Consider the following 15,133-nt stretch of genomic DNA (forward strand, 5'->3'; position numbering starts at 1 on the left):
TCGCGAAGGTTCTCTTCTTAGCCTATGCGCTCTTCCAATGATAAATTGCCGGACTTATGATTTCTTATGATTTAAGGAATAATAAGTGAGCAAAATAATTGACAACTTCTGGGCGGCGGGTCTATTCTTTACGATAGAAAAAATAGAGAGGAACTATAGAAAGATGAAGATCCTGGTGGGGATGATAATCCTAGTCGTACTTGCATTAGCGGTTTTGACAATAATCAGTTTGTACTTTTATAGAGTAGCGATACAACGGACACCGAAGGAGTTTTTGGCAAATAACCCCAATCTTAAGCAATCGGATAACTGGCAGGCAAGAGAACGGATGAGGCAGCAGTGGTTGGAGGACCATCCTTGCGAAGAGGTCAAGATTACCTCTTTTGACGGATTAACCCTTTATGGCTACTGGTTTCCGGCGTTTCATCCGACGAATAAGGTGGCTCTTCTGGCTCATGGATATACAGGACAGGGAAAAGAAATGACCGCCTATGCCCGTATCTATTTTGATAAACTAGGTTGGAATGTATTGATGCCGGATAATCGGGGACACGGTCAAAGCGAGGGAGATTATATCGGGTTTGGCTGGCATGACCGGCTGGATTATGTTGCATGGCTCGACTGGATTTTGCAGCGAATGGGTTCGGATGTAGAGATTGTTCTTCACGGGGTATCCATGGGAGGCGCCACTGTCCTTATGACAAGCGGGGAGAAACTTCCGGATCAGGTTAAGGCTGTAGTGGCGGATTGCCCTTATTCTTCAGTGACGGACATTCTTACCTATCACCTTAAAGAGATGTATAAACTTCCCGCATTTCCTCTTATTCCGGCTACCAGTCTGGTTACCAGGATCAAAGCAGGCTATTTCTTCCGTGAAGCATCCGCTCTCGATCAGGTCAAAAAGTCAAGGCTGCCGATACTCTTTATCCAGGGGGATGAGGACAAGTTTGTTCCTACAAGCATGATCTATCCTCTCTATGAAGGCTGCAGGAATGACAAGGAACTGTTCCTGGTACCTGGTGCGGGACACGGGGAGTGTTTGCAAAAAGATCCTGAGGGATACCTGGGTCGGGTTACCGCATTTGTACAGAAGTATGCAAACTAGTATGATCATGCCCGAAGTTCAATTTCAGGAAAAAAAAGAACCTCCATTTCCACTTTGTTAGTGGATTTGGAGGTTTTCTCATATAAAATTTGGGGTTGTCCATTCATGCGAATACTTATGCGACAGTTCCCTTTTCACGCGTTCAAGCAGGATAAGTCAGGCGCGGTTACCGCTAACTGCCGGTTATTCCTTAACTTTCTTCATAGCTGCTTCTACAAGCTGTCCGAAAAGCTCATCATTTTCTTCCAGCTCATCTTCCAATGCGAGAATCTCTTCCTCGCTTCCGGGCTCATGGAGGAAATGCAGACTGTACTCCCAGTCCTCTCCCTTTTTGCTGAACAGTGTAATCTCATAAGGTTTTTTGTGACCGGTGACTTCAAAGTGAGTTTGTCCTGCATAGCCGTTTTCCTCACTATGTCTCATTATTGCGTCCAAGATATGAATCATGTTTCATCACCCTTCATCTGACTTCTCGGCTCTTTGGGCTCTTTCCATATATTTATCATAACGGCCGTCCACTTCCTGCGCAATCTTCCGTACGCGTCGGGTTTCCTCCACAATAGGATCCAAGGTGACCATCTGCCTGATTTCGTATTTCGGGGGCAGCTTACGTACAGCGGTTTCTTCCGGTTTTTTCTCCCGGATGTCGCTTTCCTCCAGTGCATCCTGTATTCGTTTTTCGATATCGTCGCGGGTAGACATAAGATAAACTCCTTTCTCACGCTAATATAATGGTTGCAATATAGTATTCCTGCTATATTGGAATTTATTAGCATACATTATACATGAATAAAAGGCAACGGACGTTATATACTTCCTATTCACCAGAATCAAAGAATCAGAAACAAGAGCAGTCGGCTATCATTAAGGTTACGCTATAAGGTGGTGAGGTGCAAGTTCTGTTTTTTACATATTTTTGAAAATGTATTTTTAAGTATTAAGCTTTATAATGATTATAAATACTAGAAATATGCAGAAAGGCCGTCTAACCGGAAAACGATTTTTATACAACAGTTACTCCGGGATAAACGGGATGAGGTTGAAAGTATGGAAGGAGAAAAGTGGATTGCCGTCCTTATTTTTGTCTACCTGTTTGTCGTCATGGGTTTGATTTTTATGGTATGGACTTAAATGAAGCAGACAGGAATCATTTCATAGCGGTTTTTAGAAATGGATATATAATGAAGGATTCCGTTTATTAATCGAATCAATTTCATAATACCACTCAGATGCAAATCCAAGTTGTGAAATTGATTTAACCAATGTTATTTTTAATGGGTAAACCGGTTCAAGACTTTTAGTCTGGACCGGTTTTTTTAATGGGAAGATAAGTAAGTATTTTTCTTTGCTATTGTCTTGTCTTTCAGAATTTGTACGCACATACAAAGAAGTTGAAAACGCTTTAAATGAGTGAAAGGAATCCGTTATGGTAAAGATAGAACTGATAGAGAAAGGGGAGAGTACTCCATGCAAAATAAATCTTTGAAGTCCAAAATGTGGGAGTTTTTTCAAGGGTTAGGCAAAACGTTCATGCTTCCGGTTGCCCTGCTGGCTTTTATGGGGCTTGTACTGGGGATTGGCAGTTCGTTTTCCAGTCCTGCTACGATTGAGACGGTCCCTTTTTTAGGCAATCCTGTCTTACAGATAATCTTCCGCTTTATGTCAACTATCGGAGGATTTGCTTTTACCTACTTGCCGATCCTGTTTGCGATGGCTATTCCGCTCGGGTTGGTTAAGTATGAAAAAGGGGTAGCCGCTTTCTCTGGATTTGTCGGCTATGTCATTATGCACCTGTCGATTCACTTCTATCTGCAGGAAACCGGCACTTTGGCCGAAGCCGGGAATTTGCAGCAATCCGGCCAGAGTATGGTTATGGGGATTCAGACCATTGAGATGGGTGTGCTGGGAGGAATACTGGTCGGAATTGTAGTTTACTTACTGCACAACCGGTTCTATGCCATCAAGCTTCCGGATGCTTTTGCCTTCTTTGGCGGTGCCCGGTTTGTTCCTATTGTCACTACGCTTGTCTTATCCGTTATCGGAATACTCTTACCGATGATTTGGCCGATCTTTGCAATGGCTATAGCCGGAATCGGCAACCTGATTCAGAAAGCCGGAGCATTCGGACCTATGCTGTTTGGTTCGGGAGAGCGGCTGCTGCTTCCTTTTGGGCTCCATCATATTTTGGTGGCTATGATCCGCTTTACAGAAGCTGGCGGTACTGAGTTTGTGAACGGGGAGACAGTATCTGGGGCTTTGAATATATTCTATGCCCAATTACAGCAGGGACTTCCGATTAGCCCATCTGCGACAGCCTTTCTTGCCCAAGGGAAAATGCCCACGTTTATGTTCGGGCTGCCTGCTGTAGCTTTGGCTATCTATCACACGGCCCGTCCTGAAAACCGCAAGAAAATCAAGGGGCTGCTTCTATCGGGCGTATTTGCTACCCTGATTACCGGTATCACAGAGCCGATTGAGTTCTTGTTCCTCTTTGTGGCTCCTGCCCTGTATTTGGTTCATGTTGTATTGACCGGTTTGGGCTTTATGACGATGGCCCTGCTTGGTGTGACTATAGGGAACACGGATGGCGGTCTCCTGGATTTCCTTATTTTTGGAGTACTACAGGGATTGAATACGAAATGGTATCTCGTTCCGGTTGTAGGAGCTGTCTGGTTCATCGTATATTATTTCGTTTTCCGCTATGCCATAATGGCTTTTAACCTAAAAACACCAGGACGTGAAGAGAAAAAAGAGGGAGCCGAAGAAGAGGATTCCCCAGGCGGGAAATTGAAAGATTATAATGCGCAAAGAGTACTGGATGCCTTAGGAGGCAAAGAAAATATCGATACGCTGGACAACTGTATTACCCGTCTGCGCCTTGTGGTTCATGATATGTCCAAGGTGAACCAGGAAAAACTGAAGGAATACGGTGCTCTGGGAGTGGTCGTGCTGGATGAGCATAACGTTCAAGTGATTATCGGCCCGCAGGTAAATATATTGAAATCACAAATCGATAAATTGATGTAAGCCGGATTAGGGAAGTGGATAGATAATGAAAACAATTTTTGATAAAGTGGTAAACCGGAAAGGCATGTTTTGTACCCAATGGGACTATATTGAAGACCGTTTCGGGGAAAAGGACCTGCTGCCTTTTTCGATTTCGGACATGGATTTTCGCTCTCCTCCGGAAATTATACAGGCTCTTGAGGAACGCTTGCATCATGGAGTTTTCGGTTACACAAGGTGGAACCATATGGAATTCAAATCAGCCATCCAATATTGGTTCCGCCGGCGTTTTGCCTGCACCGTCCAGGCTGATTGGATTGTTTACAGCCCGTCGGTTATTTACACTGTGTCCAGGCTGATCCATCAATTAACGGATCCGGGGGACCATATCGTTATACAAACACCGGCCTATGATGCGTTCTTTAAGGTGATCCAGGATAACGGAAGGAATATGTCCTGCAATGATCTGAAGATTGAGCAGGGCCGCTATACCATTGATTTTGACGACTTGGAACGGAAACTGGCCGATCCGAAGGCCAAGCTGTTTCTGCTCTGCAGCCCGCACAATCCGACTGGGAGGGTATGGTCCCAGGAAGAGCTTGCGCGGATGCTGGACCTGTGCCGGGCCCATCGTGTATTTGTCGTTTCAGATGAGATTCACATGGACATTGTTCATGGACCCGGGTCTCATATTCCTGTTGTAAAAGCCGCGGAAAGTACGGATCATGTTTGTTTGTGCACTTCAGCAAGCAAAACGTTCAATACTCCCGGGCTTGGAGGTTCTTATGCGTTCATTCCGAACCCGTCTGTCCGTGAGAAATTTCTGCTTCAGCTCAAGAATCAGGATGGCTTGTCCAGTGCCAGTATTTTCGGAATGCTGGCGACGATACGGGCTTATTCGGCCTGTGAGGAATGGGCTGATCAACTGAGGGCTTATCTGTATCATAATTTGCGGATGGTAGAACAGTTTCTCCGCCAGCATCTGCCTGATCTGTCTTTCACTTTGCCGGAATCCACCTACCTGGCCTGGATAGACGTATCAGACCTTGGCTTTAGCAGTGAGGAACTTCAGGAAGCGCTTGTTCATAAGGCTAAGGTGGCAATTATGCGGGGAGAAGTCTATGGCGAGGCAGGCCGGGGATTTTTGCGAATGAATGTTGGTTGTCCGAGAGTGAAGGTACAGGAAGGACTCAGGAGACTGAAAAAGGCAGTTGATGAGCTAAAAGGTTGTTCCCGGTGATAGCTGGGCTTTTTGGCGTATAATGACTATAATGTGAAGTAAAAAGCGCCGATGAACATGGAGTGAAAGCAGAACATGCAGACATTATTGAAACGAATGGTCCAGAGAAGAGACAAACTGAGTCAGCTTGAGAAACAAGTGTTTGATTATATTATACGCAACCCGGAAACCGTGGCAGGACTGAAACTGGACGAGTTGTCCAAGCGATTATACGTGTCTACGGCTACCATAAGCAGAACTTGCCGGCAGCTAGGTTTCCGCGGATTTCAGGATATGAAATTTGCTTTGGAACAGCATGTAGTGAAGGATAAACCCGTGGTGCCGTCCGGTTCCCCGGGTTCTTTCCTGTCCGCTCATTTAGACAGGTTCCGCCGTGAGATGGAACATACCCTTGCGCTGGCGGATCAGGATAAAATGAAGCAGGCAGCAGAGTGGATTTATAAAAGCATTGATGTAGAGTTTTTCGGTGTAGGCAGCTCATTTGCCCCTTGTCTGGATGCTGCCAAGAAGCTTATGTTCGCAGGGAAGATGTGCAGCGCCCGGGAAGACTGGGATGAGCTGAGATGTGCGGCGGCAAGCCTTGGTCCCAAGGATACGGCGATACTGGTGTCATTTAGCGGGGAAACGGTTTACATCAAAGAGTTTGCCCATATATTGCTGGTAAGGAAAGTGAAAACGATTGCCATTACCGGAAACGAACCTAATAGGCTTCAGGAGATGGCGGACCTTTCTTTTCGTGTGGGCATTGAACATTGTTATTATGGCGAATTGGATATGTGTTCCAGGTTCCCTTTTATTATGATACTGGATGCCATTATTCTGGCTTACCTGGAACAGGTGAAAAAATAGAAAGGGCTCCTCCATCCCGGCAACAATCGCGCTGTTGGCTCGATAGCCGTAAACACCCCGAGTCCGACCGCATCGAACAGCATAATAATCGTTTTTAATTTGTCGGTCTGCTTGTAGAACAAGCAGGTAAACAAAGCGGCTAGGGCACTGGCCAGAAAATAGGAAGATTCCACAAAGGAAACAGGAGGAAAGTGGCCAAGCAGTACTTCCGGATGATCCCCCCACCGAGCGAAGTCAAAATCGGCAGACAAATCACACCGAAAATATCCAGTTTTTTTTGATTTCGATTAAAGCGCCGGAAATGCCTGCCGCTGCTATACCGATAAAGATAAAAATGTTCATGACCACCATGACTCTCTGCCACTCTCTGCACTCTAGCTGCTCTGTCTGTTCTAAAACGGAGCAGAAAAGCCCCGCATATATGCAAAAATATTATATAGGGAATTGGACGAAAGTAAATATGTCCGGGAAACCCATTTGTGGGGAAAACGGTACCAAGTATAAAAACCGGAACCGTTTTCTAAAAACAGAAGGAGAAAAGACATAAATGTGGAAAATATATACATAAGCAAGTGGCTTATTAAAATCATTTTAAAAGAAAGGGAATGAAATGCGGTGTGGAACAAAAAAAAGGAAATATGCAGGATATTTTCTTGGAGGAATTTTATTGCTTATATTGGGGGGACTTTTAATAGGGAATCATGTTATGCTTGTTCTTGCTTGTGCGCTAGGCTATTGGAGTTTTAGTCTGTACCGGAAATATAAAGGGGAAGCGGATAAAACAAAAAGGCATTATGTTCCTTTAGGATTTGCTGTATTTGTTCTAATCATATGGGGAGGAATGATAAACGCTCCTGAACAGCCCAGACAGGCTGCACCCGTTCCAACTCCCTCGGCACCAGAGCCGAGTCCATCCCCGACTGTATCCGTTCAGCCGACGCCTATTCCCGAACGGCTGGCTGCGAAAGTAGTAAATGTTTCCGATGTAAACTCTCCGGTGGTTCAAATAGATGGAAAAGAGGAGAAAGTAAGACTTTACCTTGTGGAAACACCTGAGCAGAAGGAAGGGCTGTCAGATACTCCGCTGGCAACTGAGGCACTGGATTTTGCAAGACAAAAGCTGCTGGATCAGGATGTACAGATTGAATTCGTTAACGATCAAAAGGATAGTCAGGGACGTAGGCTCGCTTTTATACATCTTGGCGAAAATCTCTTTAATCAAATGCTGCTCGACCAAGGGTTGGCCCGAATGACGGATTATCCGTCCGATGCCAAGTATATAGAAGATTTAAAAAGGACTGAGGAAACAGCAAAAAGCAGTTCACACGGAATCTGGGGAATTGCGAATTTTGTGACGGAAAGCGGGTATAATTATGAAATTCTAACTGCGGCAAAAGAACCGGAACCCCAGGCGGTAAAGGAACAACCGGCGAAGAAAGAGCAGGCCAAGCCAGAAACAAAACCGTCCGGGCAGACTTCCCCCAAAAAGGAGGCATCACAGTCTGCGCCTAAACCCTCTCCTTCTACTTCCGAAGGGAGTGCATCCTGTTCCAACCCTACTATTAAAGGGAACCGGAACTCCATGATTTACCACGTACCTGGAGGAGCGCATTATAATAAAACGAAGAAAAACGTGGTCATGTTCTGTTCTGAGAAGGAAGCCCAGGCAGCTGGTTACCGCAAATCCAAAAATTAGGGATACTGCGTAATAATAGAACCCAACCTTCCATACACTGAACTGTGACCCGTAAAAAGGACACTTTGAAAAAAGTGACCCTCTTGCGGGTCACAGTTCATAGATGAAAGGAAGGTCTTTTTTGATTTCATATAACGGACCGGTTCACTTCCGGTGCAAATTTATCACCGGTTTCGCTACACCTTTTATAGTATTGGCGCCAGCAGACGGGAAATCGACTCCTTGAATTTAATAATGAGAGAACGGTTGCGGTACATTTCATAGGTCATTTCCCTGCTTTTCAGAAGGTCCCGCTCATAGATGGAGTAAAGCTGTCCTGCCACATTGGTATCATAAATGAACGCATTGACTTCAAAGTTCAGCTTGAAACTGCGGATGTCGAAGTTGGTTGTGCCGACAGAAGCCACTTTGCCGTCCACAACCAGCATTTTGGCATGGATGAAGCCATTTTCGTAAATAAAGCATTTGACCCCGATATCCAATAGTTCGCCAATAAAGGAGAAAGAAGCCCAGTAGACAAAGATGTGATCAGGCTGATTGGGAATCATGATGCGCACATCAATTCCGGATAACGCGGCGATCCGCAGGGCGTGCATCAGGCTTTCGTCCGGGACAAAGTAGGGGGTCTGGATGTAGACGCTTTTTTCTGCGGAATAAATCATCTTGATGATCCCGTTCTTAATCTGCTCCCATTCGGAATCCGGACCGCTGGAAACAATCTGTATCGGTATATTTCCGGTATAGGTTTTTTCCGGGAAATAACGGAGATCAAACTCCAGTTTATCGGAAGAAGCATTGTTCCAATCAAGGAAAAAACGTGACTGTAATGATTCGACTGCACTTCCGTGAATCAGCAGATGGGTATCCCGCCAAAAACCGAACTTCTTCTTGAGTCCGATATATTCTTTCCCGACATTATATCCTCCTACAAAACCATATTCTCCATCGATGACAACAATCTTCCGGTGGTTACGGTAGTTGATACGGTAATTGATAAACGGAAAAAAAAGCGAAGGAAAGAAGGCTGCTACTTTCCCGCCCGCTTCCCTCAATGGCTTGAAGAACCGCCCGGGTACACGGGAGGAGCCCATTGCGTCGTAGAGAAGCCTTACTTCCACACCTTCCCGCGCTTTTGCGGCCAGCGCCTGAACTACCTTTTTCCCCAGAACGTCATTTTTAAAAATAAAATACTGCATATGGATGTGGTCTTTCGCTTCCCGGATTTTCTCAAAGAGAGCTTTGAATTTAGCGGCTCCATCCGTATAAATCTCTACTCCGTTATCCTGGGTTAATACACCGTAGCCGTTAATCAAATTCAGATAGATGGTGGACCGGTACTCTTGAAGGGTAGGATGGTTAAACTGAAATGAATTTCTATCCAGGAGTTCCTTCTGTCCCTTGATCTCTTTGCGCAATTGCGCCGTCAGTTCGGTGTTCAGGTTAAAGATCCTGCGCCTGCTCAGATTTTGTCCAAAAAAGATATACAAAATAAATCCCAAAACCGGAATGAAAAATAAAATGAGCAGCCAGGCCCAGGTGGTGGCCGCATTCCTCCGTTCCAGGAAAATGATGGTGATGGCAAGCAGTATATTTAATAAGGTGACAAAAGGCAATGAAGAAACAAAGAAGTTGATGATGTACATAACCTTATCCTCTTTTCAAGTTCTACCATCAGTCTACCACAAGGCGGAGCATCTCAAAACAGATTTCACCAAATTAGGAAATGAACCTTTGCAGATCAAACGGTTTCATAGTCCGGTAATAGGGGAAATATGCTCGAAAAGCACTTATTTTTGTGCTAAAATATTATTTAGTACTTAAGTATTTTTGGAATATTCCTACCTTATAAAGAAGCACTCTATGAAAAAGAAGAGTTGGATGTATGTCCTTATAGCCTTAATAGGGATCATTATGATTTGGCCTGGTTTCAATGACGCTCTGGGAAAAGCAATAAAGGCGCGTAAGGAAGCAGCAATGGAAAAGAACCTGTCTGTAGAGGAAACTTCCATTCCTTCCTCTACCCCGGAACCTATGCAGACGCCGGAACCTCTTCCGGCCGAAAAACTGCTGACCGTTCCTATTATTTCTCAAAATCCGGAGCTTTATAACGGTTGCGAGATTACTAGTGTCGCGATGATGCTGAAGGCGGCCGGGCACCCGGTTGATAAAATGACGCTGGCCAAGCAGGTTGCCAAGGATTCCTCCCCAATCCGCAGGGATGAAAATGGAAACATTCTCTCATGGGGGGACCCAAACGAGGGATTTGTGGGAGATGTTACAGGTGAACGTATAGGATTCAGTGTTTATCACGGGCCGGTTTACGATCTGGTAGAATCTATTCTTCCGGGAAGGACAGTAGATTTGACGGGGGAATCGTTTGATCGTGTTCTGCAGTCTATATCCGAAGGGCAGCCTGTATTGGTCTGGACCAATGTAACCTTTGCTTCCGTTGGGAATTGGGTAACCTGGAACAGTAAAAACAGCCCGGTCAAAGCGACCTTCTCCGAGCACGCGGTATTGCTGGTTGGATATGACGAGGATAACGTGTACGTCAATGATCCTCTCGATGGTACGGCCTCCAAAAAATTAGACCGTAAAGATTTCATTGATTCATGGATACAGATGGGCAGCCAGGCTATTACTTATATAGATGCCTGAGTCTAGGAAAGTGACCGGAAAACCTACCTGGGCCTACGACGGATTATTTGTCTGAGGGATGAGTGAAACTGAAAAAGGAAAGTCTGACCCAATCTTGACGGACTTCCCTTTTCATTTTTAATATTTCTCTAACAGGGGAAGGCTCTGGCTCTGGAACTGCTGTTCCACGAGTTTGTGGTAGAAAGGATGGCTATCCATCAATTCTTGATGGGTCCCGGTTCCTGTTATCCGCCCATCCTGTACAACCAGAATCTGGTCGGCGTGTACAACCGTTGAAAGTCTGTGGGCGATGACGAAAGAAGTCCTTCCTTCAAGAAGGGTATCCAAAGCTTCCTGTACAATCCGCTCGGACTCAGAGTCCAGGCTGGCTGTGGCCTCATCGAGCAGAAGGAACTGCGGGTTCCTCAGCAAGGCCCGGGCAATGGCAATCCGCTGGTTTGCCCCCCGGCGAAATTGTGCCGGAGTCCGGTTTATAAAACCTCTCAATCAGGGAGAAGATGGTTGTTTTGCCGGCCCCGCTCGGCCCGACAAAAGCGGTAACCGTACCCGGTTGTGCCGTGAACGAGATATCCGACAAAACGGGTTTGTCTTGACCGTAGCCAAAACTGACTTGATGAAAAGATAAAGTATCTCCATCTGGTTTTGGTTTTCCGCTCTCATATTTCTCCTCAGGCTCGTCCAGAATCTGCATAAGGGGGATGCTGGTCATAAATCTGCCAATGGAGCCCACCAGCAGAAAAAAATGTCGCAGCTTACCGCATTTTTATCCTAAATGCTCATGGAAATCCGGCTGTTCAAAGCCTATACAACAGAGAAAAGTGAATTCTCCACCGGGAAAAAGGAAATTGATTCGCTGTACTCATTCGGTATTCAAAAAGCGAAAATTGAATCCGTGCTGATGCCGTTAGGGCTGATTACTGAAATTTTATATAGTTTCCTTCCTATCGGGACCATAATTAAGAGAATAATAGGAACGGAAATCAGCAGAACCAAAGTCATGGGAACATCCAGGGTGAACAGAATTACAACGGTTCCCAGAATCGTAAGGTAACTAGTCTAACAATTATTATAAAGAAAGGTTTGGGACTATATGGAAATGATTTCGTTTTTTTTTTGTTTTTTTTCTTGCAACTATCTGCTCACTTATTTGTAAAAGATATTTTCCTTTATTTCCAATGCCCATCTTACAAGTTGGTCTAGGCATTTTAATAGGCCTTTTTCCAAGCTTTGATAAATTCCAATTTGAGCCGGAAATATTTTTAATCCTTATTGTTGCTCCACTTCTTTTTAATGAAGGGAAAAATGTAGATCTGGAATCCATATGGAAAAGCAAAACTAACATTCTCCTGTTATCATTTATTTTAGTTATTCTAAGTGTCCTTGTATTAGGTCCATATATACACTGGCTGCTCCCAGCTATACCGCTTGCCGCTTGTTTTGCTATGGCGGCAGCACTTGGTCCTACAGATGCGGTTTCTGTCGTTTCCATTTCCAAAACAGTGAAAATTCCTGGAAAAACATTGCATTTACTAGAAAATGAAGGGCTTTTTAATGATGCTTCAGGGCTTATTCTGCTTCAAACAGCTGTGATGGCATTGCTTTACGGGAGTTACTCTGCTACCGGACTTATTTCACAGTTAATCATATCAACTCTAGGGGGGATCATAGTCGGCGTCGGTATCGTTTTTGTTAAAAATCGTATTATTTCTGTTTTTAAGTTGCATCGAAGAGCAGATATTCAAATACATCTCATATTTGAATTAATTCTTCCCATTATCAGTTATATAGTAGCTGAGTTATTTCATTTTTCAGGGATTATCGCTGCAGTATCTGCTGGGATTATGTTTGCATTTGAATTTAAACGAATTTCCCAAGCTGAGGCAGAAAGAAGTACCATCTCCCAATCAATTTGGGAAGTAATACTTACAATACTTAATGCATTTGTATTTCTTTTTTTAGGTGCACAACTTCCTTCAGCGATTAAAAATATAAGGGAAATCCTTGAGACTCAGTTGACTTTGTTGGCAATCGTAGTTATTTCCATTACGATTTTAATTTTTTTGATTCGTTTTGTATTTATTGGTGTACTGATGCCAAAAGTAATAAAAGATAATAATAGCTATTCCCTCAAGAATCATTTAATCATTACATTTGCTGGAGTAAAAGGAACCGTGAGTTTAGCAGCAATTTTATCATTACCCGTTTATTTAAACTCTGGAAATTACTTCGAACAAAGAGATCTGATTATTTTTATTACTATGTGTGTAATTCTACTTTCCATGGTTATCGGAAGTATCATGATTCCAATAATATCGCCTAAAATTAATCAAAAGGACCTTACTCCTTTAGTTATCGAAATATATGATAAGGTGATAAAACAACTGTATAAGCTGCGTAGAAACAGTGATAAAAAATCTGAGTACGATATGGTAATTAGTAAATACAGAAAACGTAAAGAAGAAGTTATAGAAGAATATGCTTTAGGGAAATTTCCCAAAATTCTCCGAAAAGTCCGCAAACAAATGATGAAAATTGAAATGGAAGGACTAATGAAACTCTATAAGGCAAACAAAATCAGCTACCCAGCTTTTTCTAGGTATCAAAAGATCTTAAATATCATTAACACATTTTTATACAAAGACAAGCGGGTTAAGATAAAGTATTCAGGCAAACTAATTTTTATTATATTAAAGAAATGGTTGGGAAGGGGGGAACAGTTGACTCAGACCAGCGAGGATTTGTTTAAAGAAATAAAGTTTATTTTTAGTTACAACACAAAAAAAATAAAGAAAATGGAAGATAATGATTCATTAAGTGCCAACGAATATTTTGTCTTTCGTAATTTGCTGGAAGAGAGGATAGATATTAATAAACAATTGATGAAAGGTCGTTTTCTCAGCTCACAATTGGTTGGGATTCAGCTAAAATACATGAACCAGTTATTGGAAGGATTTGCTATAGAGCGAGAAGTTATTTCAGCCTACCACGAGGAGCACCTAATCAATAGTTATGAGCATGCTGAACTCATTCAAAATGTGGACACCATCGAATGGTATTCACTGGATCCCAATAGAAACATAACAATTTACAGATGGTTAAATAAAATCATTATCAAATAAAGGTCAAGGTTGCCGTTGTTTTGATCTTCTCCATTGTTTTCCTTGTACTGCCCATTATTTTCCCTCATAATCAGATACTTGATTGGGTACGTAATATTCTGTTTATTGCAATTTTAGCCGGTTTGCTTTATGACTTAAATGGTAAAGGCACCCTTTTAATTGATTTTTCCTTCTTATTGCATTCCTTTGAATTTTGTGTCTATTTTGTGAATGTTCCTTCATACAATGAAAGAAAGCATTTTCTAAACATCTGGGAACAATTGACTGTTTCTTTTTTCCATGTTAAGTTCATTTTTGCTGTTTTTTATTTTTATTAAATATATAGAAAAAGGAGTGACAACATGAAAGGCTGGAATAAGTTATTCCTTTCCTTTGTATGTGGGGCTTGGGTCCTGATGTTGGCAGCATGTGGGGGGAAAGAGGATCCGAACGATCATCTGGTAAAGGCGTTCGATCAACTGAAGGCAGCAAGCAGTTACGAATCTGAATCAACCGTAAAACTGAAAATTAATGCTCCTGACAAAGCTAAAGGAGATCCTCAGACGGAAGCGGCTGTTAAAGCACTTAATGATGCTAAAATCCAAGTGGTTTCTGTTGTAGATAATAAAAAGAAACAGAGCGAGTCCACAATCAGTGCAAGTATAAAAGTTCCGCCTGTCAGCTTCGATATCAAGCTGCCAGTCCTGGTAGATGAACAAAATGAGAAAGTGTATGTGCAGACAGATAATCTGTACGAAAACTTCAGCATGTTCCTGCCTCCTCAAATCAAGGGCAAATTGCTTGAAATCGATACAAAAGATTCGAGCAGTCAGAACTTGAAACCGGAGGAAGTCGCCAAAATCCAAAAAGCGGCCCAAGAGGAACTGCTGAAAGCCGTCAAAGACAAAAAAATCAAATTGACGGAACAGGAAGTAACCAAAGAAGACAAAGACAAAAATATCAAGAACAAATATAAGGCGGAAGTTGATGATGCCGGCCTGAAAGAACTGATCACTAACATTCTGACCAGCACCTCCAAGGGACTTGGCCAGGAAGCTTCCCAAAAAGATCTGGATGAATTGAAAAAGTCCATGAATGAAGCTACTTTTAAAAACACTTCTCTGGTAGCGGGTCTGGATAAAGACGATAATTTTGTTACAATGGATCTAAACGTTGGTATTGAAGCTAAAGCAGACGGTGAAACTTTCGGTATTGAGCTGGCTTTAAATTCTGCTTATTCCAAGATGAATCAAGAAGTCAAAATAACGATCGATCCAAGCAAAGCCGATATCATCAAAAGCGATGAACTGGATAAATATTTTGGCAGCATGAAACACGAACTGTAAGGTTTTGATAAGGAAGCTTACGACTATGAAGATGAAGAAAGCACGGATACAGCCTTCGGAATCTAATGGTAATAAACAAAGCTTTGTCTATAGCTTAAGCGCTCTTCTGTATAAAGACAGGGGAGTGCTTTTGTT

General features: G+C 43.1%; 13 protein-coding genes and 1 pseudogene. 9 read left to right on the forward strand and 5 right to left on the reverse strand.

All coding sequences use genetic code 11. The features are described 5' to 3' along the window. The first annotated feature begins 85 nt into the window (after positions 1-85). Positions 86-1,105, forward strand: a complete 1,020-nt coding sequence (locus BXP28_RS01505) for an alpha/beta hydrolase (RefSeq protein ID WP_309557451.1) — start codon at positions 86-88, stop codon at positions 1,103-1,105. A 183-nt stretch (positions 1,106-1,288) separates the two neighbouring features. Here the strand turns inward: BXP28_RS01505 and BXP28_RS01510 are convergent, their stop codons facing one another. Then, the gene (locus BXP28_RS01510; protein ID WP_036658206.1) at positions 1,289-1,552 is read right to left on the reverse strand and encodes a hypothetical protein; all 264 of its coding nucleotides are present in this window, start codon (positions 1,550-1,552) and stop codon (positions 1,289-1,291) included. Between the two features lie 6 nt (positions 1,553-1,558). After that, a complete protein-coding gene (locus tag BXP28_RS01515) occupies positions 1,559-1,807 on the reverse strand; it encodes a hypothetical protein (protein ID WP_024094951.1) in 249 nt (82 codons plus the stop codon). Between the two features lie 765 nt (positions 1,808-2,572). On the opposite strand from BXP28_RS01515, the gene malX reads away from it, so the two are divergent. The 3 genes from malX to BXP28_RS01530 all read left to right on the forward strand — a co-directional run bounded on the left by malX (position 2,573) and on the right by BXP28_RS01530 (position 6,200). Then, entirely contained in the window at positions 2,573-4,132 is a 1,560-nt protein-coding gene (gene malX / locus BXP28_RS01520; protein WP_036658210.1) for a maltose/glucose-specific PTS transporter subunit IIBC, read from the forward strand. 25 nt (positions 4,133-4,157) lie between these two features. Next, a complete protein-coding gene (locus tag BXP28_RS01525; protein ID WP_023484421.1) occupies positions 4,158-5,351 on the forward strand; it encodes a MalY/PatB family protein in 1,194 nt (397 codons plus the stop codon). Positions 5,352-5,426: 75 nt separating this feature from the next. Beyond that, a complete protein-coding gene (locus BXP28_RS01530; RefSeq protein WP_036658213.1) occupies positions 5,427-6,200 on the forward strand; it encodes a MurR/RpiR family transcriptional regulator in 774 nt (257 codons plus the stop codon). Here BXP28_RS01530 and BXP28_RS22380 read toward each other — a convergent pair. Next, the gene (locus BXP28_RS22380; protein WP_042119234.1) at positions 6,176-6,451 is read right to left on the reverse strand and encodes a hypothetical protein; all 276 of its coding nucleotides are present in this window, start codon (positions 6,449-6,451) and stop codon (positions 6,176-6,178) included. The genes BXP28_RS01530 and BXP28_RS22380 overlap by 25 nt on opposite strands. Positions 6,452-6,867: 416 nt before the next feature. Here BXP28_RS22380 and BXP28_RS01535 point away from each other — a divergent pair, with 416 nt between their 5' ends. Then, the gene (locus BXP28_RS01535) at positions 6,868-7,896 is read left to right on the forward strand and encodes a thermonuclease family protein (protein ID WP_158225733.1); all 1,029 of its coding nucleotides are present in this window, start codon (positions 6,868-6,870) and stop codon (positions 7,894-7,896) included. Positions 7,897-8,081: 185 nt separating this feature from the next. Here BXP28_RS01535 and cls read toward each other — a convergent pair whose 3' ends face one another. Then, positions 8,082-9,539, reverse strand: a complete 1,458-nt coding sequence (gene cls, locus BXP28_RS01540) for a cardiolipin synthase (protein WP_023484424.1) — start codon at positions 9,537-9,539, stop codon at positions 8,082-8,084. A 217-nt stretch (positions 9,540-9,756) separates the two neighbouring features. Here cls and BXP28_RS01545 point away from each other — a divergent pair, with 217 nt between their 5' ends. Further along, the gene (locus tag BXP28_RS01545; RefSeq protein WP_051428099.1) at positions 9,757-10,554 is read left to right on the forward strand and encodes a C39 family peptidase; all 798 of its coding nucleotides are present in this window, start codon (positions 9,757-9,759) and stop codon (positions 10,552-10,554) included. 117 nt (positions 10,555-10,671) lie between these two features. On the opposite strand, the pseudogene BXP28_RS01550 reads toward BXP28_RS01545, so the two are convergent. Beyond that, a pseudogene (locus tag BXP28_RS01550) lies at positions 10,672-11,239 on the reverse strand (ATP-binding cassette domain-containing protein); the annotation flags it as partial. An 87-nt stretch (positions 11,240-11,326) separates the two neighbouring features. Here BXP28_RS01550 and BXP28_RS01555 point away from each other — a divergent pair. The 3 genes from BXP28_RS01555 (at position 11,327) to BXP28_RS01570 (ending at position 14,998) form a co-directional block, all read left to right on the forward strand. Continuing rightward, positions 11,327-11,605: a hypothetical protein gene (locus BXP28_RS01555; protein WP_036658223.1), complete on the forward strand. Its 279-nt coding sequence runs from the start codon at positions 11,327-11,329 to the stop codon at positions 11,603-11,605. Positions 11,606-11,729: 124 nt separating this feature from the next. Continuing rightward, positions 11,730-13,673 (forward strand): cation:proton antiporter, encoded by a 1,944-nt coding sequence (locus tag BXP28_RS01560; protein ID WP_023484427.1) that lies wholly within the window; start codon positions 11,730-11,732, stop codon positions 13,671-13,673. Between the two features lie 341 nt (positions 13,674-14,014). Then, a complete protein-coding gene (locus BXP28_RS01570; RefSeq protein ID WP_023484428.1) occupies positions 14,015-14,998 on the forward strand; it encodes a hypothetical protein in 984 nt (327 codons plus the stop codon). Positions 14,999-15,133: the final 135 nt, after the last annotated feature.

This window comes from Paenibacillus larvae subsp. larvae (genome assembly GCF_002003265.1).
Classification (GTDB): domain Bacteria; phylum Bacillota; class Bacilli; order Paenibacillales; family NBRC-103111; genus Paenibacillus_H; species Paenibacillus_H larvae.

Coding starts and splice junctions, on each gene's coding strand:
- BXP28_RS01510 (WP_036658206.1), bottom strand. CDS start 1,552: ATGATTCATATCTTGGACGCAATAATGAGACATAGTGAGGAAAACGGC.
- BXP28_RS01515 (WP_024094951.1), bottom strand. CDS start 1,807: ATGTCTACCCGCGACGATATCGAAAAACGAATACAGGATGCACTGGAG.
- malX (WP_036658210.1), top strand. CDS start 2,573: ATGCAAAATAAATCTTTGAAGTCCAAAATGTGGGAGTTTTTTCAAGGG.
- BXP28_RS01525 (WP_023484421.1), top strand. CDS start 4,158: ATGAAAACAATTTTTGATAAAGTGGTAAACCGGAAAGGCATGTTTTGT.
- BXP28_RS01530 (WP_036658213.1), top strand. CDS start 5,427: ATGCAGACATTATTGAAACGAATGGTCCAGAGAAGAGACAAACTGAGT.
- cls (WP_023484424.1), bottom strand. CDS start 9,539: ATGTACATCATCAACTTCTTTGTTTCTTCATTGCCTTTTGTCACCTTA.
- BXP28_RS01545 (WP_051428099.1), top strand. CDS start 9,757: ATGAAAAAGAAGAGTTGGATGTATGTCCTTATAGCCTTAATAGGGATC.
- BXP28_RS01555 (WP_036658223.1), top strand. CDS start 11,327: ATGCTCATGGAAATCCGGCTGTTCAAAGCCTATACAACAGAGAAAAGT.
- BXP28_RS01560 (WP_023484427.1), top strand. CDS start 11,730: ATGCCCATCTTACAAGTTGGTCTAGGCATTTTAATAGGCCTTTTTCCA.
- BXP28_RS01570 (WP_023484428.1), top strand. CDS start 14,015: ATGAAAGGCTGGAATAAGTTATTCCTTTCCTTTGTATGTGGGGCTTGG.